We start from the raw sequence: 20,324 nt of genomic DNA, 5'->3' as shown, positions 1-20,324 counted from the left end.
GCTCTGTGCAGTGTATTGCTGTACAAAGCTTTAGCAGTTCTTTTTTGTTGCGTAAACAATTTTTATTCTCCCTTGGTCTGGAATTCGGCAATGGCAGGATTAATCAATGCCATATAATAACCGGCGACAACCTCGGGACCGGGATTCATTTTGTTTTTGAGCCACCAGCGAATCATGCCGACAAAGCTGCTAGTGAGGCTGTTGATTAAGAAGTCCTCCGGCACTCTTTGTGAGTATTCGTCGTAGGACCCGCTCATCTTGATGCTGACGTTCTGCAGCATGTAATCGCGGAAGAAGCCTAAGAACAGCGTACCGTCATCGTAATTGATGATGCCCAGGTAGTATTCGCGTTTGTCGCGCAGGTGATAAAGGATGTGTGTGATACGAGTTTCCGTGTTTTGCGGCATTTCGGAAAAATTATGTGTGGAGCAGGGAGGGATAACCGGACTGAAGATATGGTCGAAAAGCTCAAAGCAGATTTGGCGTGCCAGATCATCTTTGGTTTCGAAGTGGCTGTAAAAGGTGCTGCGGCCGACATCGGCTGCATCGATGATATCCTTAACGCTGACTTTTTCATAGCTTGTTTTGGTAAGCAATTTGACAAAGGCATCGATAATTGCCTGTCTGGTCTTTTTTTGTCTTCTGTACATGGTATGCAATGCTCCTCTCCCGATAATGTACATTTTATGAAAAGTGTTCATTAAAGTACGAATCTCGATTTTTGTAGATAGATTTTTCACCCAAATTAGATTATCATATACATAGAGTTTAGTCAAGAACTTGACTTCGCTTCATAATATACTCATACTCATCAAAAAACGTAAAAGGCGTCCGGCGGCAAACGGACGCTTTTTGCGTTGTGCGCAAAATACAAAATCCCGCGGTCTTATGGCCCGCGGGGTTTTGCTTTTGATGAGTATTGAGTAGAAAAAAGGGTTGAGCTGTATACCTTGTGTTTCCGCACAAGCTACAGAGTATGTTGTAAAAGCTCCCAGGGGATGAAGCTTTTTACAGTTATATTGAAGGGAAAGAGGAGTAATTAATTTTTACTATTTTTGTCTTGCGTTAATGCTGAGGCGGTTGGGGAAATTCGCCGTTGTGATGTCTGTAGCCATGGAATTCTTCCTTATGGTGTTTGTAGCCACGGTATTCACCTTTATGATGTTTGGGAGGCTTCGGCGGCAGCGGTCTGTTGGCTCTTATAGCCTCGCGCTGCTCGGGAGTCATATGCTGCAGACGCTCGTGGCGTACCTGGCGCTGCGCCATATCGTCCTTAATGAACTGCTGCACTTCGGCCTTTTGAGCCGGTGTGAGCTTAGCCATGGTTTCTTTGGCGTATTTTTCGTGAGCTTCCTTGCGATCTTTACGCATTTTTTCTATAGCTTTTTCACGCTGTTCGGGTGTCATGCTTCTCCATTCCGCACGCAGCTTCTGGTGCTCGGCACGCTGTTCGGGTGTAAGCTTAGGACCTTGGCGATGCATTCTGTGAGCCGGCGGCGGGCAGGGACGGTATGCGTCATTTTCGTGCAGAATAGCATTTACACGCTCGCTCATAGAAGGCTGCGGCGGACAATCTGCAGAGGCAGCAAAAGCGCTGGTGCAGAAGGCTGTTAAAACTGTACCGGTAACGAGAATCTTTTTCATGTTCAACATCAGAATCACTCCTTATATCTTTAAATCGTTTAGTGGAATTTTGCTTTGATTAAGGCTTGGCTTTTAGCTGTTCCTTAACTTTGCTTATATTGTACAGGCATTTTATGACTTTTTTATGTTTTTAGTCTTAATTTGAGCTGAAAAATATCTTTTTTTGCGTCATACTTTTAACACACATAGACGTTAAAATATAATATAATGAAAGAAAAGCAGCTTAAGGAGGTTTGGCGATGAAGAAAATGCTTATCGCTGATGATAATAAACAGATTACGACAATTTTATCCGGTTATGCCAAAAAGGAAGGCTTTGAGCCGGTTGTTGCGCTGGACGGAGCAGAGGCACTGGATAAATATCTGCAGTATGAGCATGAAATTGCTGTCGTGCTGCTGGATGTTATGATGCCGGAGATAGATGGCTTTGAGGTTTGCCGCCGTCTGCGCAAGGAATCCATGGTGCCTATTATTATGATTACGGCGCGTGGTGAGGATTACGACAAGATTATGGGTTTGGATATCGGTGCGGACGATTATGTGATTAAGCCGTTCAGCGCACCGGAGGTGATGGCCCGCGTGCGTGCGGTACTGCGTCGTCTGGGGGCGCAGGAGCCGGCGAACGCTCAGACTCTGTCTTACGCAAATCTGTACATTAATTTGGAAAAGTATGCAGTGCAGATTAACGGTGAAGATGTGGCACTTACAAAAAAAGAAATCGAGCTTTTATGGACGCTGGCGAAAAATTCTACGAAGGTTTTCAGCCGTGATAATCTGTTGGACAGTATCTGGGGTTATGACTATTTCGGTGACAGCCGTACTGTCGATTCGCATATCAAGCGCCTGCGCGCTAAGCTGGATAAGTACGAGCACCCTCTGTGGGAAATCAAAACTATCTGGGGCGTAGGCTACCGCTTTGAGGGACACAAGGATGAATAATAAAATTGCTTTAAATCTGACGTTGTACTTTTCAGCGGTCTTGCTTGTTTTTGCGCTGATTATCGGCGGCGTTTTTTACCAGTTCTTCAAACAGCAGACAATTGAAATCAAGGAAAAGGAAATGCGTCTGCGGGCGGAGAAAATTGCCGAAGTGCTGAGCGATAATATGGAGCGCATGGAAAGCCGCCACGGTGATGGTATTGCCAACAGCAAATTTATCAGCTATCTGGATAATGTGACGCAGGAAATCGTCTGGGTGGTGGACAGCAATCGTCAGCTGAGCATCAATAAGGACAGTGTACAGCGTCAGCGTCGTGAGGTACAAAAGCATCATGAGCATAGCGGCTTTGGCCTTTTTAAGCGTCCCCTGCCGCCGATTGCCTGGAAGGAACCGCCTAAGACTTCTAAGGAAGCCTATGAAAGACTGCCTGCACAGGTCAGAGAAAAGGTTGAAGAGGGCTTTAGCGGAAAAGAGTTTATTATAGAAGAATATAATCCTGTTCTGGATGGCATTATGCTGACTGTAGGCAGACCGATTTATGACAGCAAGGGACAGGTAAAGGCTGTGCTTTTGCTGCATTCTCCGGTAGCAGGATTGCAAGATGCTATCTGGTCTGGTCTGCGTATTCTGCTTATCAGTCTGCTGGTGGCAATGGCTTTGGGCATGTTGCTTTCGGTAGTGCTCAGCTGGCGCTTTACCGGCACGATAGAAAAAATGAAAAAAATTGCCGAGCGTCTGGCGGAACGTGATTATAGCGCCCGCACCAACATTAAGCAAAATGACGAAATTGGCGAGCTGGCGCGTACGCTGGATATTCTAGCGGAGCGTCTGGAGCTGGCAGATGCCGAAAGCCAGAAGCTGGAAAAGCTGCGCCGCGAGTTTATTGCCAACATTTCGCATGAGCTGCGCACGCCTGTAACGGTTATCCGCGGCAGTCTGGAGGCCTTGCGTGACGGTGTAGTTACGGAAAAGGCGGACGTTGAGGAATTCCATGAGCAGATGTATAAGGAAAGCCTGTTTTTGCAGCGACTGATAAATGATCTGCTGGATTTGTCGCGTTTGCAGAATACGGATTTCCCGATTGAAAAATCACCGTTGAACCTTGTCGATGTTATACATGATGCAGTGCGCAGCGGCAGGCAGCTCGGTGCTGATAAAAAGCTGCAGATTACAGGCAGTGCGGATAAGGACATTTACATGCTGAACGGTGATTACGGACGCTTGCGGCAGATGCTGATGATTTTTTTGCATAACAGCATCAAGTTTTCGCCCGAAGGCAGTGAAATTAAGCTGGAGCTGGCAGGCAACAGGCTGAAGCTTATTGACCATGGCTGCGGTATTAAGGAAGAGGATATTCCGCATGCCTTCGACCGCTTTTATAAGGCGCGCAATGAGCATAATAAGAGCGGCAGCGGTCTGGGACTGGCAATCGCCAAGCAGATTGCCCAGCGCCATGATATGCAGCTGGAGCTGCAGAGCAAGCTGGGCGAGGGGACAACGATTATTATCGGTTTGCCGCCCGAGCTGAAGGAAAAGGAGTATACGGATGAATAAGATGAATTACGGCTGTGAAGGACTTTGTGTCGCTATCAGCGGCGGTACGTCGGGCATTGGCCTGGCGGCGGCGCTGCGCTTTTTGACGGATGGTGCGCGGGTATATATTTTGGGACGCTCCGTGGAACGCGGTGCGCAGGCTTTGCGTTATCTGGAGGAGCAGACAGGAAAGCAGGCAGTGTATATTTCCTGTGACGTGACGAAGCAGGCTGAATGCAAGGCTGCAGTGGCAAAGATTGCCGAGCAGGAAGGCAAGCCTGACTGGCAGCTGGATATTTTGGTAAACAGCGCCGGCTTTTATCGCGAGCAGCGTCTGGAGCAGCTTACGGAAGCAGATTTTGATGCGATGATGAACGTCAACGTTAAAGGCATGATGTTTTTGATGCAGGCAGCCCTGCCTTATCTGCGCAGCAAAAGCAGCGTGGTGAATATTGCGTCGGATGCTGCTGTCAGCGGCAATTACGGCTGTGCGCTTTATTGTGCTACTAAAGGCGCAGTGGTGGCGTTTACTAGAGCACTGGCGCTGGATTTGGCGCCGAGCGTGCGCGTGAATTGCGTCTGCCCGGCAGACGTGGATACGCCGCTGCTGGCGCAGCAGCTTGCTGATGCGAACGGCGGTTATACACTGGCAGATGTGGCTGCAGCCTATCCGTTGCAGCGGATTGCTGCAGCCGGTGAGATTGCTCACGTAATCTGCAGTCTGGCGTCCCCTGCCAACAGCTTTATGACCGGCAGCATTGTAACTGTTGACGGCGGCCTGACAGCCGGATAAATATTGTAAATATTGAATTGTGGTAAAACAGGCAAAAAACAGGTAAAGAAATTTTCTTTGCCTGTTTTTTATATACGCAAACGAATATAAGTGATATAATTAATGTATTAAAGTATAAAAAATACGGGAGGGTATTTTTATGGATAAAATGCAGCCCATTGGCGTACTTGATTCGGGAGTCGGCGGTCTGTCGGTTTTGAAATGCCTGCATCAGATGCTGCCGTACGAGGATTTTATTTATGTGGGTGATACTGCACGTACGCCTTACGGCACACGCAGTGAACAAGAAATCCGTGGTTTTGTAGGCGAAATAATCGATTGGCTGGCAGCCAAAAACGTTAAGCAGGTAGTTATAGCCTGCAATACGTTGACGATGCTCGGTGTAGACAGTTTGCGGGGGACGCATCCGTTCGGGGTTGTCGGGATGTCCAAGGGGGCGCAGCAGCTGTTGGCGGCCAGTCCGAATAAGAAAATCGGCGTGTTGGCAACGCAGTTTACTATTGCCAGCGGACTGCACAAAAAGGCTATTCTTGCCGCTGATGCGCAAGCGCAGGTTTATCCTGTGGCCTGCCCCAAGTTTGTACCGTTAATTGAAGGTGAGCGCTTTGACAGCCCGGAGCTGCAGCAGGCTATTGCCGAGTATACCGAGCCTTTTAAAAAAGCTGGCGTTGAAGCAGTGATTTTGTCCTGTACGCATTATCCTTTTATCAAAGAACAAATAGAAGCAGATTTAGGACCGAATGTAAAGGTGCTTGACCCGGCGGCTGCCACCAGTGCCGACGCTATCGCAGCACTTAAGGAGGAAGGTCTGCTGCGTACAGAAGGCAAGGGACGTCTGCAGGTTTGCTGCACAGCTGATCTGGCAAGAGTTGAGCGCTTGGCAGGCAGAATGCTGCCTGTCGACGATTGCGACTTTTCTTTAATCGATTTAAAAGAGAATTAATCGCATAACTTTTATTCTTTTCGAAAAAGAAGCAGGAATTTTCTTGTTAATGTCTAATTTATAATAATTAAGAGCGAGAAAGGGATTGCTTTTTTGTGGCTTGCTATGCGAGCTGCCTAATAGGTATTTATGTTACTAAATGCCGGTTTCATGATACTGTGAAAGCGGTATTTATATTTTCGCAGCTATGTCATCTGTATTGACTGATGACTGGTTACGCAAATGCTATTATATTCAAAAATAATATAAAGAAAGGTGGTAGCTGTGGAAAAGCAGGGAGTATTGAACGATAAAAAAATTGTAGGCTCGCCTATGGTGCATATGACATGTCTTGCTCTGGTGCTGTTTGCATTCTGGATGGTTTTGTCAGGCAGAACAGAAACAAAATTTGTCGTATACGGTATCCTCACAGCTGTGGTGACAACTTGGGTTACATACCCGCTTTTGCTGGTCCCAAATAAGGACGGCAGTAAAAAGTATTATGTTTTCGGTTTTTCGATTCCGAAAATGATTATGTACTTTTTCTGGCTGATGTGGCAGCTGGTGCTCGCCAATATTGATGTGCTGCTGGCAACTACAGGTCAGGAGCTGAACATTGATCCTAAGGTTGTCCGCTTCCGCTTCAAAGTCGATAATCCTATGGCATCTGTTATTTTGGCGAACTCAATTACGCTGACACCGGGTACAGTAACAATGAATGTTACCGACGACGGTGTGTATGAGATTCATGCACTGACCGTTGGTGCGGCCGCAGGCGTGCTCGACGGCGGCATGCAGAAAAAGGTTGCCGATTTATATGGCGAAAAATTTGATTTTGCAGTAGTAGAGAGTGAGGAATGATTATGCAGATTATATTTTATATTATGATGGTAGCCATTCTTCTGATCATCGGTACGATGCTGCAACGCTTGTTTAACGGACCGACAATTTTTGACAGAATGAACGCCTTGGGCGTTATCGGTGCCGATACAATTCTATTATTGGTGCTTTTCGGCTATATTGACAAACGTCCGGATATGTATGTTGATATAGCGATTTCTTATGCAATTTTAGGCTTTATCGGCTCGCTGATTGTAGCTAAATTTATAGGAGGTAAAAGGATATGATTGAACAATTCGGTTTTACCTCCCCGCGTGAAGTTATCGCTGCACTGTTCCTGTTAAGCGGTCTGGTATTCTTCGTCGGCTCAGCTATCGGTATGCTGCGCCTGCCGGACTTCTATTCCAGAATCCATGCCTCCGGTAACAGTGAAACTCTTGGCTGTACGCTTTCCTTTATCGGTCTGATGATTTATGAAGGACCTACACTGACAGCGGCAAAGATGGCTTTTGTATTTTTACTTGTTTTTATGGCGAATCCGATCGGCTCGCATATTCTGAGCAAGGCAGCCTATAAATCCGGGCACCCTGTCTGGACACTGCAAAGCAAGGGAGCTAAAAAGCTTGTCGGTCTGGAAAAAGCTGACCACAGTGCTGACGAGCCTGTCGGTCATATCCGCAAGAAGCCTGCAAAAACAAATCGTAATCAGGTACATAAATATCTTAAGAAGAAAGGAGATAAATAAAATGGAGATTTATACTATTGAAGCTCTTTTACTTGTCTTCCTGATTCTCATTACCTGTGCAGTTATTTTCTGCAAGGATATTCTTAGTGCTGCGATTATCTACAGTGCGTTCAGCTTCTGTGCTGTGCTGCTGTATCTGATGATGGGTTCCCCTGACGTGGCCTTTACGGAGGCTGTTATCGGTACGATTTCTACCATCTTCTTCGTAGCTTCGTTGAAAAAAATTGATAGGTGGTGTAAATAATGCGTGGATTAGTTGCTGTTATCCTAGCGATTATGACAGGCATGTTTTGCTCTGTCGTAACCTACCTGCCCGAAATTGGTGACGCGAACACTGCGCCTAACCAGCATGTTACTCCGACCTATATCTCCCGTAGTGCGGAGGATACAGGCTCGCCCAATATCGTAACGGGCGTCATCATAGACTATCGTGGCTTCGATACTATGTGGGAAACCTCGGTAATGTTCCTCGCCGGTCTGACAACGGTGCTGGTGCTGACCAGCAATCCGGTAGGACGCAGACCTGAGGAAGAGCCGGAGGATCCGGAGGAAGGAGAGATTATCAAATGAAAGAACCATTTGGCGGTCTTATCCTGAATGTGGCCTTCAGAATGCTGGTGCCGTTTACGCTTACCTACGGTGTCTACATTCTTTGCCTGGGTGAATTTTCTCCGGGCGGCGGCTTCCAGGCAGGCGCATTGCTTTCTGTAGGCGTGCTGCTTGCACGTCTTATCCTGGGCTTTGATACAAAGTTCAATGTCTTAGGCAAAACCTCTGTTGTTCTTGCCGGCGTGGGCACCTTCCTGTATGCTTTTACCGGCTGGCTGACATTGTTCGGCGGTGCAGACTTTTTCCTGAACTACAATTATATGCCGATTCATATGGAGCCGCAGCATGAAATGCATGCTATGGGCATTTTCCTTATTGAAATCGGTGTTGCCATCTGCGTAATGATGACAATTATTAATTTGCTTGATGCAATCGTGAAAAGGGGTGACGAAGATGGAAGTGCTCAATGAGTTTTTGAAAACAAAAGGCATTTATTCCCTGGTCATGATTCTTTTCTTTCTGGGTGTGTATGGCATGGTCCTCAGCAAAAACTACATGAAGAAGCTGATGGCGATGAATGTTATGCAGGTTGCCGTAATCTATTTTTATCTGTGTTTTGCACAGAAGGATGGCGCAATGATTCCTATCCAGAACGGCCTGACAACAGATCCTAATGCTTACATTAACCCTCTGCCGCACGGCCTGATGCTGACAGCAATCGTTGTAAGCCTTGGTACCACGGGCGTAGCAATTGCACTCCTCATGCGTATTAAAGAAATCTACGGTTCTGTTGAAGAAGTAGAGGTATTGAGGAGGGCTAGTAAATGACACAGCATGCTCCCGTCCTAATTGTACTTTTACCTTTGACAGCATCATTGCTGTGTATGTTATTTTCCCGTATCAGCAAGTTTTTAGGCTCCTGGATAGTTATGGCTTCTATCGCAGGTGCCTTTGCCAATGCCTGCATCGTACTGCAAAGAGTGTTGGAGTCCGGCGGCAAAACCTGGCATTACTGGATGGGTGGCTGGGAACCGCCAATCGGTATTGAATTTGCTCTTGACCCGTTGAACAGTATTCTGGCAGTAGTGGTAACGTTTATTTCCCTGATGGTTTCGCTTTACAGCCGTCCATTCGTCAAGGATGAGGACTGGCTGCATGTAGGCGGCTATTATACACTGTTTGGTCTACTGACGGTAGGTCTTTCCGGTATGATTATCACCGGTGATGTTTTTAACCTCTATGTATATCTGGAGATTATGTCACTTTCCGGTTACGGCCTGATTGCCCTTGGCGGCAGAAAGTCAATGCTGGCAGCCTTCCGTTACCTGTTAATCGGTACCATCGGTGCTTCTCTGTATCTGCTTGGTGTCGGTTATCTGTACGCTATGACCGGTACTCTGAACATGGCTGACCTTGCTGCACGCGTAGTTCCGCATCTGAATTCGCCGCTGTTTGCGATTGCTGTAGCCTGCTTTATCATCGGCTTCGGTATCAAGATGGCGCTGTTCCCGCTGCATGGCTGGCAGCCTGATGCCTACACCTTCGCTCATCCGGGCGCTGCTGCTTTTATCGCAGGCTGCATGAGTAAGGCTCCGGCATATGCTTTAATTCGTTTTGTATATTATATCTTTAAGGTTGATAACCCTGTAGTTCAGAGTGCGCTCAATGTTTTGGGCATTCTCGGTGTAGCAGGTATTCTTATCGGTTCTATTATGGCGATGGCTCAGTATGACTTCCGCCGTATGCTGGCATATTCCTCTGTGGCACAGATCGGTTACATTGCTATTGGTCTGGCAATGGGTAATATGTACGGCTTTATCGGTGCTGTACTGCACGCTATCAACCATGCTTTTATGAAGAGCAGTCTGTTCCTGGTTATCGGCGGTATTGAGTATCGCTTCGGTGAGGTTAATCTGTACCGCTTAGGCGGCATGAACAAAAAGATGACTATCAGTACGATTACCGTGCTGCTGGCTTCTTTGTCTATGATCGGCCTGCCTCCGACCTGCGGCTTCTTCAGTAAATGGTATCTTATGCTTGGTGCCTACACCGGCGCGCAGTACTTCTACATCGCTGTACTTGTTATCAGCTCCCTGCTGAATGCAATTTATTTCTTCCGTATTATTGAGCAGATGTTTATACAGCGTGAAGCTTCGCTGACTGAGGTACATCCGCATAAGGGCAAGCTGGGCTTACCGCTTTCCATGGTTATCCCGATTCTCGTCGGCGGTATCATGATTCTGGTACTTGGCTTCTACAGTGTTGACATCGTTACCGATGTCGTTAAGTTAGGATTGCCGGAGGTGTTTCTGAGATGACTATTTTAGATTGCAGACCATTTCTGGCGGTTGGTGTATCTTTTATAGCTGCTGTACTTATCGCGTTCAGCAGACGCTGGCCTAACCTGCGTGAAACCTGGAGCGTTATCGCTTCCGTACTTAAATTCGGCATCATCCTGTCGATGTTGCCCGCTGTTCTCGATGGCAATCAGTATCAGTGGACGCTGTGCCAAATTACCGATACCGTGGGACTGACGCTGCGTACCGATCCGGCCGGCATGATTTTTGCGGTGCTCGCTTCGATGCTGTGGGTACCGATGAACTTCTATTCCATCGGCTATATGCGCTGCAATAACGAAAGCGAGCAGACCGGTTATTTTGCCGCTTTTGCTATCTGCATGAGTGCCGTAATGGGCATTGCGATGGCCGAAAACCTGTTGACCTTCTTCATCTTTTACGAGCTGCTGACTCTGGCAAGCTATCCGCTGGTACTGCATAAGCGTAACCAGGAAGCTTTGATGGCCAGCCGTAAGTATTTGATTTATACCTTGATTTCCGGTCAGCTTTTCCTGGCCGGCGTTATCGCCGTTTACTGCATCAGTGGTACGATGGACTTTACTCCCGGCGGTTTCCTGACTACGGACATGGCTCCGAGATGGGTGCTGCAGGCTATCTTCGTACTGATGATTTTGGCAGGCTCCGTAAAGGCTGCGGTTATGCCGCTGCATGGCTGGCTGCCGGCAGCAATGATTGCGCCGACTCCGGTATCTGCATTACTGCATGCCGTTGCCGTTGTTAAAACAGGTGTTTTCGCCGTACTGCGTATCATCGGCTTCGTCTTTGGCCCGAAGCTGCTGGCGGAAATAGGTGTCGTTGATGTATTGGCGTGGGCTGCTGCGGCAAGCATTATCATTTCTTCCCTTATTGCTCTGCGTCAGGATCATCTGAAACGTCGTCTGGCGTTCTCCACTATCGGCCAGCTTTCCTACATCGTGTTAGGTGCTGCGCTTATTTCTCCGCTGAGCATCAAGGGTGCTTACCTGCATCTGGTAGCTCATGCTGTTATGAAGATTACCCTCTTTATGTGCGCCGGTCTGATTATCGCGCGTACACACAGAAACAATATCAGTGAGCTGTATGGCATCGGCAAGAAGCTGCCGGTAACTATGGCCTGCTTCACGATTGCTTCTCTTGGTATCGCCGGTACGCCGTTCCTCGTTGGCTTTGTCAGCAAATGGAATCTGGCACTCGGCGCTTTGCAGGCAGGCAAGCCTTTGTACATTCTCGTCTGGGTTGCCAGTGCGCTTCTGGCTGCCGGCTATCTGATGCCTGTTGTACAGATGGCATACTTCCGCAAGGATCCGCAGGAGGAGTTCCGTGAATATGGCGATATCAGCTACTCGATGCTGATACCTATTTGCGTTACAACTATTATCGCTGTTGTCCTCGGTATCGTGCCGGATATTTATCCGCACTTCTATGAGCTGGCAACAATGGCCTCCAACGCTATTTGCGCAGGCTGGAACGGAGGTTGGATGTAATGAGCAAGAAAACTGTTTACATGATAGCTGCTGCCGTACTCGTGCTTTCCGCAATCGGAGAGCTTTGCGGTGTACATCTGCACAGTCCTGCGTGGTGGCCGCTGCCGTTTGGCTATGATATTTTCTTCGGCTTCTTCGGTTGCTGGCTGCTGATTATTCTGGCAAAAATTATCATGACGCCGCTGCTGCAGCGTGATGAAACCTACTATGATGATCCTAAGGGAGGTGAGAACGATGAGTAATCTGCTTCATCCCGGTCTGATCCTCATTGCCGTGGGTGTGATTGCAATGCTCGTGCCGAAAATGCTGCGCAAGTTCGTTTTGGCTGTAGGCCCGTTCTTTGCCCTCTTTGCTACACTTTCTATGCCGGTTGGCACAGATTTGAGCATTGAGTTTCTGGGTACAGGCTATCACTTGGGCTACATGTTTGTAGATAAGCTCAGCTACGTGTTCTGCATGATTTTTGCGCTGATGGCTTGCATCGGCGGCATTTATTCCTGTCATAACGAGAACCGTATGGAAGCATTGTGCTCCATGTCCTATGCCGGCTGTGCTCTTGGTGTAACACTGGCTAAGGATTGGCTGACGCTGATTTTCTTCTGGGAAGCACTTGCCGTAACCTCTCTGTTCTTGATCTGGTGCCGCAATACTCCTCAGTCCCGTCGCGCAGGCCTGCGTTATCTTTTGGTGCACATGCTTGGCGGCAACCTGCTGCTGCTCGGTATTTTCCTGAAGGTTGGCAGTGGTGATTCTCTGATTGCAAATCTGTCCAAGGCTCCGCATGACCTTGCTTTCTGGGCAATTTTAATCGGTGTAGCTGTTAATGCGGCAATTCCGCCGGTTAATGCCTGGTTGGTTGATGCTTATCCCGAAGGCACGATTACAGGCAGCGTATTCTTAAGCTCCTTTACGACAAAGGTTGCTGTTTATGCTTTAATCCGTATCTTTGCCGGAACAGATTTCCTGATGGGCTTTGGCTGCTTTATGGCGCTTTACGGTGCAGCCTATGCGATTATGGAAAACGATATGCGCCGTCTGCTCGGTTACCATATTATCAGCCAGGTAGGCTTCATGGTTGCCGGTGTAGGCGTTGGCACGGCGATGGCACTGAATGGTGCTGCTGCCCATGCCTTCTCGCACATCCTGTATAAATCCCTGCTCTTCATGTGTGCCGGTGCTATTATCTATGCAACCGGTATCCGCAAGATTAATCAGCTAAGCGGTATGGCGAAAAAGATGCCGTTCGTGGCTGTATGCTTCTTTGTAGCGGCGTTCTCCATTTCCGGTGTACCGTTCTTCAACGGCTTCATCAGCAAAACGATTACGATTGCCGCTGCATCCGCTGCCGGTTATGATTGGGTATATACTCTGCTGGAGCTTGCCAGCATAGGTACTTTCTTATCCATTACCTTGAAGATGGGTTACTTTATCTTCCTGCGTGATGACGATAAGAATGTAGAAATTAAAAATCCTTTGCCGAAGAATATGTATATTGGCATGGGCTTCGGCGCAGCGCTCTGCTTCCTGTACGGCGTATATCCGGATCTGCTGTATCGCTATCTGCCGTTCGGTTATCCAGATTACCAGCCGTTTACTGCAGCACATATGCTGAGCTACGTAGAAATTCTTGTCGTAACCATGGTGCCGTTTATGATGTTCCTGCCGCGCATGGAGCCTCATACAGCGCTTAGCCTCGATACAGACTGGTTCTACCGTAAGCCGATTGATTTTGTCATCGTCCGCGTCAGCATGCTGCTGTGTGCAATCAGCGGCGGCCTGGGCAGTGCCTGGGGCGTACTGTACGAAAAGTTTATGGATCTTACGAGCAATCCGATGGATTTCCTCGATGCCAAACCGTTCCGTAAACGCACGCATTATAACCCGGAAAACTACCGTACATCTATCGCTGACCCGATGATGATTACCTTAACGGTGCTGGTAAGCAGCATTGCTTACTTCATTGCAACGTTATAAAATGCTTTTAAGAGCTGTCGCACGCAGGTGCGGCAGCTCTTTTACGTAGTCTTTTCAAAGTATAATTTATTTATCTTGTAAATATTATTATTAGGTGTTATATTATTGATAATCATCATATATGAAAGAGGTTATCGGTATGCTTAAGGGTATATTTTTAATTATAGGTGCCGCAACCTGCTGGGGCATGGGCGGTGTAGCAGGACAGTATTTGTATCAATATCATCAGGCAGATATGATCTGGCTTTGCATGGCGCGTCAGATTCTGGCAGGCTGTATGTTCCTGCTTTTTGCGGCCTTTGTGCAGAAGCAGGATATCTTTGCTATTCTTAAGGCAGATACCTGGAATATTATTGAGTTTTCATTTTTAGGTATCTTGGGCGCGCAGCTGGGCTTTTATTACACCATCGGTTTGTGCAATGCGGCGACGGCGACGGTTTTGCAGTACATGGCACCGATTTATGTAATGCTGTGGATGAGCTATAAGTCAAGAAAAATTCCTGACGGACGTGAACTGATAGGCATTGTCGGTGCGCTGGTAGGTGTATTTCTTATTGCAACGCACGGCAGCCTTGACAGTCTGGCGATTTCGCCAATAGCCTTGACAATCGGTGTATTGTCTGCGCTTTCCTATGCATATTACAGCATTAAGCCGGGCCAAATGCTCAAAAAATATACTGCGGCAACGCTTATCGGCTGGGGCCAGCTTATCAGCGGTGTGGCATTGATTATCTGGCGTAATCCCTTTACGCCAGCAGGTCATTGGGATATGAGCGGTTATCTTGCTTTTGCGTATCTGCTTTTGGGTGCGACTATTGCGAGCTATGCATTTTATCTGGCAGGCCTGAAAATTGTCGGACCGACTAAGGCGAGCCTGATTTCCTGCGCCGAGCCTTTGGCTTCTATTATCTCCGTAGTATTGCTGCTGAATACTGAATTGGCTGGTGCTGACTATATCGGTATGGCGTGCATTATTTTCACAGTTTTATTACTTTCACTGCCTAAAAAATAAACATTTTTCATAGCAGATATGATAGAATAGAATTAAGTAAAATTGCTTAGGCTAACCAAGAGGAGGTACGGAGATGACTGATTATAAGTACAAATATGGTCATGGCTACAAGGAGTTTTCTCTGCCGGAGGAGCATGTTCTGGGCGAACTGAAAATGAAGCAGATGCCGCCTCTGGAGAATTTAAAAGCAGCTGTTCTGGATGCTTTATATCATCCTATCGCCAGCGCACCGATTAATGAGCTGGTGCAGCCCGGAATGAAAATTGCCTTTATCTGTAACGATTCAACTCGTGTTGCCAAAACGCATTCCTTTATGCCCATTTTTGTTAACGAAATGAATAAACTGGGTGTTAAGGATGAGGATATGCATATTGTCTTTGCTTTGGGTACACATCGCTGCATGAGCCACGAGGAAATGGTGGAGCAGGTCGGCGAGGATGTTGCCAAACGCCTGAAAATGTATAACAGCGACTGCCATGTGCAGGATAACTTCGAGTATTTCGGCGAAACAGAGCATGGCACTCCTGTATGGCTCAATAAGCATGTTTGTGATGCTGAGCTGGTTATTTTGACCGGTACCGTTGTTTATCACTTCTTCAGCGGCTTTGGCGGCGGACGCAAGGCCGTGCTGCCCGGTGTTGCCGCTATGGAAACGGTACGCAAAAACCATAGCCTGATGATGAGCCCGGAGGCAAAATTAGGCAAGCTGCATGGCAATCCTGTATACGATGATCAGGTTGAGGGCGTGCGTCTTTTTGCTAAAGAGCATAAGATGTTCCTGTTCCATTCTATTTTGGATGCACAAAAGCAATTCTTGAAGGTTTTTGCCGGTGACTGGTATGAAGCACATCTTGAGGCCTGCAAATTTGTCGAGCAGGTTTATGGCGTACCTATCAGCGAGCCTGCGGATGTAGTTATTGCCAGCTGCGGCGGTTATCCTAAGGATATCAATATTTATCAACTGCAAAAGACGATGGATAATGCCTGGTGTGCTGTTAAGGATGGCGGCGTAATCATTATTCTCGGTGAATGCGAAGAAGGCAGCGGAAGTGCCGCTCTGGAAAAGGCATTGGAAGAAAATCCTTCTCCGGATGCTATTAAGGCGGAGCTGGAAAAGAATTTTGTCATCGGTGCGCATAAGGCTTTTGCGATCACCCGTCTGATGAAGAAGGCACATTTTATCCTTGTATCCGCTTTGGATAAAGAGCTTGCCAAAAAATTGCTGTTTGAATCAGTGGATGATGTAGATGCGGCTATGAAGCTGGCAGAAAAATATGTCGGCAAAGATTATAAGGTTTTACTGATGCCGCAGGGCAGTCTGACAGTGCCTGTATTGAAAAAATAAAATTTTATAAAAAAACAAATGACTCTTGCCTTTTATGATGATATCATATATAATTGTAATGTTATTAGTATGTGATTAAGTAGAAGGGGAGAACGTTTGTGAAGTTAGATATTGATTATAAGGCTATAGGACTGAGGATAAAGGCCGCTCGTGCCAGAAAAGGATTAACTCAGGGAAATATAGCTAATCTAACTGGTCTGTCAACTCCGCATATCAGCAATATAGAAACCGGTAATACTAAGCTTGGCCTGCCTACAATTATTCATCTGGCTAATGTACTGGATGTTTCTGTGGACGAGCTGCTGTGTGACAACATTCATCACAGTGAGCAGATTTACTGCAATGAGCTGGCTGACTTGGTTAAGGATTGTTCCGTAGATGAACTGCATATTATTTCTGAATTAGCAAAGGTCATCAAGAAGGCCGGTATTAACAGTGCCAAGAAGGTCAGAAAGCGCCGTACCAAGGCAGAGATGGCAGCAGCTAAGGCAGCTGAAGAAGCTGCAATGCAGATGGAAATTTAATATAGCTTATGTGCTACTGTAGCTCAGCTGGTAGAGCAACTGATTCGTAATCAGTAGGTCGCAGGTTCAAATCCCGTCAGTAGCTCCATTAAAAAATCAATCACCCATGCGGGTTTCGCATGGGTGCTGTTTTTGTGTAAAGCTAGTACCGCAAGCAGCAAAAAAGGCCCTGCTTGGGCAGAGTCAACACGGCTACGATTGCCGCTAGAACTGCTCAAGCAGAGCCTTAATCTTGAGAAAAGTATAACACATGAATTGCCGAAAAGCAATTCTAAGTTATCCGCTTGCTCCGGACTGTGTGCCGAAGTTTCTTCTTATGGAATAATCAAAAACAAAATAAAAATATTAGCAAAAATATGCTGAATATGATATAATGATTTTGGTAGATGTCATAACATTTTCCGTGAACATTCCACCTTAATGTTTTTTTGTTTAACGTTTTTTCAGCTACCACCTTAAAACCCCACGGCGAAAGCTGTGGGGTTTTTGTGTCGTGCGAGTTAATTTCTGGGGTTTTCGTTCTCCCATTTATGGACAGCATCCTTGAACGCCATTACGCTGATGATTTTGGCTACACTTTCGCCTTTTCTGAAGCCTTTGCCACGTCCGCCGTAAAGATTGATAACTTTGTACAACTCCTCGGCAAAAGGTTTTACGGTAGCCTCGATGATAGCATCGGTCTGTTGTTCTCTTTCAGCCTCAAGCATTTTAGCCTTGGATTTTTCGCCTCCGCGCAATTCGGCAATGAAATTCTTTACCGCGATACGCTCGGTATCAGTCAGCTTAAAGGATGTTACCCTTGCTCCAGCGGGGAGCTCTCTTTTACGGCCTGCACCCTCTCTGGCACCGCCGGCTTTGATAGAATTTTTAACATTTTCCATAACAAATACCTCCTTGTCTTACAAACGGTAATAATGAATTTGAAATTTCTATAATTATAATACTACGCTCGAGAAAATATGTCAACTATAAAATGAGAAAATATGATAAGGTAATACCAAAAGAGCGACTTGCTTTTGTAATTATCTATGTGAAGCTATATTCTCATAGTAGCAGTCAGTCTGCAATAAAAAAGCCGTTGGTCAAACCAACGGCTTAGTAAATTCTGGTGGAGATAAGCGGGATCGAACCGCTGACCTCTTGAATGCCATTCAAGCGCTCTCCCAGCTGAGCTATACCCCCATATTATATATCTATCTTACAAAAGAGAGCGGTGTTTGTCAAGTAAGCAAAAGCATTATTAATCCGCAAAGTAACGTATGAGCAGAAATGTTTCATACAGTATAAAGCAGATATACTTTAAAAATTGCTATATAATTTAATTTCCTGCTTGATGCCATTATGTAAAGTTAAAGCCGAGAATCTGCGGGGAGGCAGCAGCTGCTCAGAAAAATATATTGTGCATAATTTATTTCGCAAGCTTAATGATAGTCCGGGTGGAATTTTAGTCAAAAATTTGACTAAATGCGTGAAAAGTATTAAAATATAAACGTTGTATTAGCTTCGTTGAAAAGAATAAAACATAGTGATTTAATAGATATTAAAAATAAAAGGAGTATCAGAATGAGTCAAAATTTCTTGGAGCGCTGTAATGAAAAAATGCAGTCATTATATGATTGTTGCGGAAAAAAAGTAAACGAATTTTATGCTAAGCTGGCAGAAGAAGTGCAATCATTATATAATCACTGTAAAGCACAGGCAAGCGAACTGGTTGCCAAGCTGTTAGAAAAAGTGCAGTTATTATACAATGGCTGTTTAGAAAAAATAGTTGCGATTATTGCTCAGGTGAAGGCCGTAATAGCTGTTGCCGCAGCTGTTGCAAAAATTCAACTGACTATGCTTGAGCGTCGCGTGCGTCTGCATGTTATGAGCATTGTGAATAAGCTGCAGGCTAAGCAGCAGGAGATTGTCGGACGTATGAAAGCACGCTATCATGCGCTACGCAGTACCTGGCGCCGTAACCAGCATTTCACCTTCTGGTTTATTCCGGCAGACGGTCAGAATATAGCTAAAACCCATGTGAAAAAGACTCATTTGAAATATGCTATGACAGCAGTTGCTTCCTTCCTTGTTTTTGTGTCCTGTACTATCGGTGTACTGGCTCATTTTGCTGTGCAAAACGAGCAGCAGAAGCAGGAGCTGGCTGCTTATAAGCAGACTAAATCCGAGCAGGAGCAGACTATCAGACAATTACGCCTGATGGCAGAAACCAACCAGAAAAAGCTGGCAGCTTTGTCTAAGCTGGAAGACCAGGTTCGCAGCCAGATGGAAAAAAGCGGTGCACAGCTTCCTCCTAAGAGCAATGCTTCCGATTACGCAGGTCAGGGCGGTCCTGTATTGGGCTCTGCTAATCCGGCAAACATTGTACTGGAGCAGGAAAAGAACATCGGTCTTGAGGCCGATGCGAAAAAAGTTGATTTGGAAAATTTGCTGAGCGCTATTGAAGCTGAGAACTATCGTCGTGAGGTTACTCCGAGCCAATGGCCTACCAGTGGCGGTTATATTTCATCTTCTTTCGGCGGTCGCGCTAATCCCTTTGGCGGTTATGGCCGTGACTGGCATCCTGGTATTGATATTGCCACTGATTATGGCGAGCCGGTTTATGCCAGTGCAGCAGGCTATGTACAGCAGGCAGGCTGGTATGGCGGTTATGGAATTTATGCACGTATAAACCATGATTATGGCTATCAGACAGCATATGGTCATATGAGCCGTGTTGTCTGCCGTGCAGGACAATATGTGAAAAAAGGCGAGATTATCGGTTATGTCGGCAGCACTGGCTACAGCACCGGTCCGCATCTGCATTTTGAAGTTATTCATTATGGCGAGCAGGTTGATCCTTCCAGCCTGATGTAATTGTGACTGATAACCAGATATTGAAAATTTTAAGTTCGTCGTGCTTTGTGCGACGAATTTTTTTAAGTAAAAAAGAAATAAATTTCAGAAATATTGTTTACATATGTTCTGACAAATGCTACAATGAGGATAACGAAAGGAGCGGATGAACTATGCTTACTTTAGAAATGCTGGAAAAAATGCTTTTGGCAGCAGCAGTTGAGCTTGAAGAAAAAAGCAAAATGCTGTGCGAGCTGGACAGCGTAGCCGGTGACGGTGACCATGGCGTTACTATTGCGCGTATGGCAGAATCCATGAAAAACAAGGTAGAAGCGCATGATAGTGCTAATATTAAAGATTTGCTTGATGATTTGAGCATGGCTTTTATGAACAGCAACGGCGGCAGTGCAGGACCTTTATGGGGCACTGTTTTTGGCGGACTTGCCGATGCTGCACCTGAGGATGCTAAGGAAGTTTCTTTGGAAGAGCTTCAAGCTATGCTGGCTCAGGCTAAAGAGGATTTTGAGGATATTTCCAAAGCTAAAATCGGTGATAAGACGATGGTTGATGCTCTGTATCCTGCACTTGAAGCAGGTATGACTGCCGAAGGTGATGCGAAGGCTGTCTTTGCTGCTATGGGCAAGGCAGCAGCCGAGGGCGCAGAAAAAACTGCTGACATGGTAGCACGCTTCGGCCGTGCTAAAAACGTCGGTGAACGCAGCCTGGGTACTAAGGACCCAGGTGCAACGTCTATTTCTATTCTGCTGACAGCAATGGCTGCGGCAATTTGATTTGCTGATAAAGCGCAGGCTTAAAAAACAATAAAATAAATAAAAACGGAGGCGTCAT

General features: G+C 46.4%; 23 protein-coding genes and 2 tRNA genes. 21 read left to right on the top strand and 4 right to left on the bottom strand.

Annotated features, from left to right (window positions below):
• Nucleotides 1–62 precede the first annotated feature (62 nt).
• Both M5E81_RS10350 and M5E81_RS10345 read right to left on the bottom strand, forming a co-directional pair.
• The gene (locus M5E81_RS10350) at nucleotides 63–650 is read right to left on the bottom strand and encodes a TetR/AcrR family transcriptional regulator (RefSeq protein WP_249747453.1); all 588 of its coding nucleotides are present in this window, start codon (nucleotides 648–650) and stop codon (nucleotides 63–65) included.
• Nucleotides 651–1,065: 415 nt separating this feature from the next.
• Nucleotides 1,066–1,653, bottom strand: coding sequence for a DUF3106 domain-containing protein (locus M5E81_RS10345; protein WP_249747452.1), 588 nt, complete (start codon nucleotides 1,651–1,653; stop codon nucleotides 1,066–1,068).
• Nucleotides 1,654–1,883: 230 nt separating this feature from the next.
• Between M5E81_RS10345 and M5E81_RS10340 the strand changes: the two genes are divergently transcribed.
• From M5E81_RS10340 to M5E81_RS10250, 19 genes are all read left to right on the top strand, one after another.
• On the top strand, nucleotides 1,884–2,582 hold the full coding sequence (locus M5E81_RS10340; RefSeq protein WP_009146411.1) for a response regulator transcription factor: 699 nt from the start codon (nucleotides 1,884–1,886) through the stop codon (nucleotides 2,580–2,582).
• Nucleotides 2,575–4,137 carry a sensor histidine kinase gene (locus M5E81_RS10335; RefSeq protein WP_249747451.1) on the top strand — a complete coding sequence of 521 codons (1,563 nt, stop codon included), beginning with the start codon at nucleotides 2,575–2,577 and terminating at the stop codon, nucleotides 4,135–4,137. The genes M5E81_RS10340 and M5E81_RS10335 overlap by 8 nt, the downstream gene beginning before the upstream one ends.
• Entirely contained in the window at nucleotides 4,130–4,909 is a 780-nt protein-coding gene (locus tag M5E81_RS10330; protein ID WP_009146413.1) for an SDR family NAD(P)-dependent oxidoreductase, read from the top strand. Before M5E81_RS10335 ends, M5E81_RS10330 begins: the two co-directional genes overlap by 8 nt.
• A 139-nt stretch (nucleotides 4,910–5,048) precedes the next feature.
• A complete protein-coding gene (murI, locus tag M5E81_RS10325; RefSeq protein ID WP_009146414.1) occupies nucleotides 5,049–5,852 on the top strand; it encodes a glutamate racemase in 804 nt (267 codons plus the stop codon).
• 264 nt (nucleotides 5,853–6,116) lie between these two features.
• Nucleotides 6,117–6,692: a Na+/H+ antiporter subunit E gene (locus tag M5E81_RS10320; RefSeq protein ID WP_249747450.1), complete on the top strand. Its 576-nt coding sequence runs from the start codon at nucleotides 6,117–6,119 to the stop codon at nucleotides 6,690–6,692.
• Between the two features lie 2 nt (nucleotides 6,693–6,694).
• The gene (locus M5E81_RS10315) at nucleotides 6,695–6,958 is read left to right on the top strand and encodes an MrpF/PhaF family protein (protein WP_021720122.1); all 264 of its coding nucleotides are present in this window, start codon (nucleotides 6,695–6,697) and stop codon (nucleotides 6,956–6,958) included.
• Entirely contained in the window at nucleotides 6,955–7,416 is a 462-nt protein-coding gene (mnhG, locus tag M5E81_RS10310; protein ID WP_009146417.1) for a monovalent cation/H(+) antiporter subunit G, read from the top strand. The genes M5E81_RS10315 and mnhG overlap by 4 nt, the downstream gene beginning before the upstream one ends.
• 1 nt (nucleotide 7,417) lies before the next feature.
• Nucleotides 7,418–7,660: a Na(+)/H(+) antiporter subunit B gene (locus M5E81_RS10305; protein ID WP_009146418.1), complete on the top strand. Its 243-nt coding sequence runs from the start codon at nucleotides 7,418–7,420 to the stop codon at nucleotides 7,658–7,660.
• Complete coding sequence (gene mbhE, locus M5E81_RS10300; RefSeq protein ID WP_009146419.1) at nucleotides 7,660–7,986, top strand: hydrogen gas-evolving membrane-bound hydrogenase subunit E; 327 nt, start codon at nucleotides 7,660–7,662, stop codon at nucleotides 7,984–7,986. The genes M5E81_RS10305 and mbhE overlap by 1 nt, the downstream gene beginning before the upstream one ends.
• Nucleotides 7,983–8,435, top strand: coding sequence for an MnhB domain-containing protein (locus tag M5E81_RS10295; protein ID WP_009146420.1), 453 nt, complete (start codon nucleotides 7,983–7,985; stop codon nucleotides 8,433–8,435). Before mbhE ends, M5E81_RS10295 begins: the two co-directional genes overlap by 4 nt.
• Nucleotides 8,419–8,793 (top strand): sodium:proton antiporter, encoded by a 375-nt coding sequence (locus tag M5E81_RS10290; protein WP_009146421.1) that lies wholly within the window; start codon nucleotides 8,419–8,421, stop codon nucleotides 8,791–8,793. Before M5E81_RS10295 ends, M5E81_RS10290 begins: the two co-directional genes overlap by 17 nt.
• Nucleotides 8,790–10,283 (top strand): monovalent cation/H+ antiporter subunit D family protein, encoded by a 1,494-nt coding sequence (locus M5E81_RS10285; RefSeq protein WP_009146422.1) that lies wholly within the window; start codon nucleotides 8,790–8,792, stop codon nucleotides 10,281–10,283. The genes M5E81_RS10290 and M5E81_RS10285 overlap by 4 nt, the downstream gene beginning before the upstream one ends.
• Nucleotides 10,280–11,785 carry a monovalent cation/H+ antiporter subunit D family protein gene (locus tag M5E81_RS10280; RefSeq protein WP_009146423.1) on the top strand — a complete coding sequence of 502 codons (1,506 nt, stop codon included), beginning with the start codon at nucleotides 10,280–10,282 and terminating at the stop codon, nucleotides 11,783–11,785. The genes M5E81_RS10285 and M5E81_RS10280 overlap by 4 nt, the downstream gene beginning before the upstream one ends.
• Nucleotides 11,785–12,027, top strand: a complete 243-nt coding sequence (locus M5E81_RS10275) for a hypothetical protein (RefSeq protein WP_009146424.1) — start codon at nucleotides 11,785–11,787, stop codon at nucleotides 12,025–12,027. Before M5E81_RS10280 ends, M5E81_RS10275 begins: the two co-directional genes overlap by 1 nt.
• Nucleotides 12,020–13,759, top strand: coding sequence for a Na(+)/H(+) antiporter subunit D (locus M5E81_RS10270; RefSeq protein ID WP_249747449.1), 1,740 nt, complete (start codon nucleotides 12,020–12,022; stop codon nucleotides 13,757–13,759). The genes M5E81_RS10275 and M5E81_RS10270 overlap by 8 nt, the downstream gene beginning before the upstream one ends.
• Before the next feature lie 139 nt (nucleotides 13,760–13,898).
• The gene (locus M5E81_RS10265; RefSeq protein WP_040565475.1) at nucleotides 13,899–14,771 is read left to right on the top strand and encodes a DMT family transporter; all 873 of its coding nucleotides are present in this window, start codon (nucleotides 13,899–13,901) and stop codon (nucleotides 14,769–14,771) included.
• Between the two features lie 73 nt (nucleotides 14,772–14,844).
• The gene (locus M5E81_RS10260; protein ID WP_249747448.1) at nucleotides 14,845–16,116 is read left to right on the top strand and encodes a nickel-dependent lactate racemase family protein; all 1,272 of its coding nucleotides are present in this window, start codon (nucleotides 14,845–14,847) and stop codon (nucleotides 16,114–16,116) included.
• 98 nt (nucleotides 16,117–16,214) lie between these two features.
• On the top strand, nucleotides 16,215–16,640 hold the full coding sequence (locus M5E81_RS10255; RefSeq protein WP_009146428.1) for a helix-turn-helix domain-containing protein: 426 nt from the start codon (nucleotides 16,215–16,217) through the stop codon (nucleotides 16,638–16,640).
• Between the two features lie 12 nt (nucleotides 16,641–16,652).
• A tRNA-Thr gene (locus M5E81_RS10250) sits at nucleotides 16,653–16,728 on the top strand.
• Nucleotides 16,729–17,140: 412 nt separating this feature from the next.
• Here M5E81_RS10250 and M5E81_RS10245 read toward each other — a convergent pair.
• Both M5E81_RS10245 and M5E81_RS10240 read right to left on the bottom strand, forming a co-directional pair.
• Nucleotides 17,141–17,521: a hypothetical protein gene (locus M5E81_RS10245; protein WP_249747447.1), complete on the bottom strand. Its 381-nt coding sequence runs from the start codon at nucleotides 17,519–17,521 to the stop codon at nucleotides 17,141–17,143.
• Nucleotides 17,522–17,746: 225 nt separating this feature from the next.
• Nucleotides 17,747–17,822, bottom strand: a tRNA-Ala gene (locus M5E81_RS10240).
• A gap of 381 nt (nucleotides 17,823–18,203) precedes the next feature.
• Here M5E81_RS10240 and M5E81_RS10235 point away from each other — a divergent pair.
• Together M5E81_RS10235 and dhaL are read left to right on the top strand one after the other, a co-directional pair.
• Complete coding sequence (locus M5E81_RS10235; protein ID WP_249747446.1) at nucleotides 18,204–19,496, top strand: M23 family metallopeptidase; 1,293 nt, start codon at nucleotides 18,204–18,206, stop codon at nucleotides 19,494–19,496.
• 152 nt (nucleotides 19,497–19,648) lie between these two features.
• Nucleotides 19,649–20,266, top strand: a complete 618-nt coding sequence (dhaL, locus tag M5E81_RS10230; protein ID WP_009146432.1) for a dihydroxyacetone kinase subunit DhaL — start codon at nucleotides 19,649–19,651, stop codon at nucleotides 20,264–20,266.
• The last annotated feature ends 58 nt before the right edge of the window (nucleotides 20,267–20,324 follow it).

The sequence above is a fragment of the Phascolarctobacterium succinatutens genome (genome assembly GCF_023497905.1).
GTDB lineage: Bacteria > Bacillota > Negativicutes > Acidaminococcales > Acidaminococcaceae > Phascolarctobacterium_A > Phascolarctobacterium_A succinatutens.
The sequence above is the reverse complement of the archived record's forward strand: the minus strand, read 5'-3'. Positions and strand labels throughout refer to the sequence as shown.

Bases quoted from the DNA above. Each gene is read 5' to 3' on its own strand.
- M5E81_RS10285 (WP_009146422.1), top strand. From the start codon at position 8,790: ATGACACAGCATGCTCCCGTCCTAATTGTACTTTTACCTTTGACAGCA.
- dhaL (WP_009146432.1), top strand. From the start codon at position 19,649: ATGCTTACTTTAGAAATGCTGGAAAAAATGCTTTTGGCAGCAGCAGTT.
- mnhG (WP_009146417.1), top strand. From the start codon at position 6,955: ATGATTGAACAATTCGGTTTTACCTCCCCGCGTGAAGTTATCGCTGCA.
- M5E81_RS10290 (WP_009146421.1), top strand. From the start codon at position 8,419: ATGGAAGTGCTCAATGAGTTTTTGAAAACAAAAGGCATTTATTCCCTG.
- M5E81_RS10305 (WP_009146418.1), top strand. From the start codon at position 7,418: ATGGAGATTTATACTATTGAAGCTCTTTTACTTGTCTTCCTGATTCTC.
- M5E81_RS10295 (WP_009146420.1), top strand. From the start codon at position 7,983: ATGAAAGAACCATTTGGCGGTCTTATCCTGAATGTGGCCTTCAGAATG.
- murI (WP_009146414.1), top strand. From the start codon at position 5,049: ATGGATAAAATGCAGCCCATTGGCGTACTTGATTCGGGAGTCGGCGGT.
- M5E81_RS10350 (WP_249747453.1), bottom strand. From the start codon at position 650: ATGTACAGAAGACAAAAAAAGACCAGACAGGCAATTATCGATGCCTTT.
- M5E81_RS10345 (WP_249747452.1), bottom strand. From the start codon at position 1,653: ATGTTGAACATGAAAAAGATTCTCGTTACCGGTACAGTTTTAACAGCC.
- M5E81_RS10265 (WP_040565475.1), top strand. From the start codon at position 13,899: ATGCTTAAGGGTATATTTTTAATTATAGGTGCCGCAACCTGCTGGGGC.
- M5E81_RS10315 (WP_021720122.1), top strand. From the start codon at position 6,695: ATGCAGATTATATTTTATATTATGATGGTAGCCATTCTTCTGATCATC.
- M5E81_RS10245 (WP_249747447.1), bottom strand. From the start codon at position 17,521: ATGGAAAATGTTAAAAATTCTATCAAAGCCGGCGGTGCCAGAGAGGGT.
- M5E81_RS10335 (WP_249747451.1), top strand. From the start codon at position 2,575: ATGAATAATAAAATTGCTTTAAATCTGACGTTGTACTTTTCAGCGGTC.
- M5E81_RS10330 (WP_009146413.1), top strand. From the start codon at position 4,130: ATGAATAAGATGAATTACGGCTGTGAAGGACTTTGTGTCGCTATCAGC.
- M5E81_RS10235 (WP_249747446.1), top strand. From the start codon at position 18,204: ATGAGTCAAAATTTCTTGGAGCGCTGTAATGAAAAAATGCAGTCATTA.
- M5E81_RS10275 (WP_009146424.1), top strand. From the start codon at position 11,785: ATGAGCAAGAAAACTGTTTACATGATAGCTGCTGCCGTACTCGTGCTT.
- mbhE (WP_009146419.1), top strand. From the start codon at position 7,660: ATGCGTGGATTAGTTGCTGTTATCCTAGCGATTATGACAGGCATGTTT.
- M5E81_RS10340 (WP_009146411.1), top strand. From the start codon at position 1,884: ATGAAGAAAATGCTTATCGCTGATGATAATAAACAGATTACGACAATT.
- M5E81_RS10280 (WP_009146423.1), top strand. From the start codon at position 10,280: ATGACTATTTTAGATTGCAGACCATTTCTGGCGGTTGGTGTATCTTTT.
- M5E81_RS10270 (WP_249747449.1), top strand. From the start codon at position 12,020: ATGAGTAATCTGCTTCATCCCGGTCTGATCCTCATTGCCGTGGGTGTG.
- M5E81_RS10260 (WP_249747448.1), top strand. From the start codon at position 14,845: ATGACTGATTATAAGTACAAATATGGTCATGGCTACAAGGAGTTTTCT.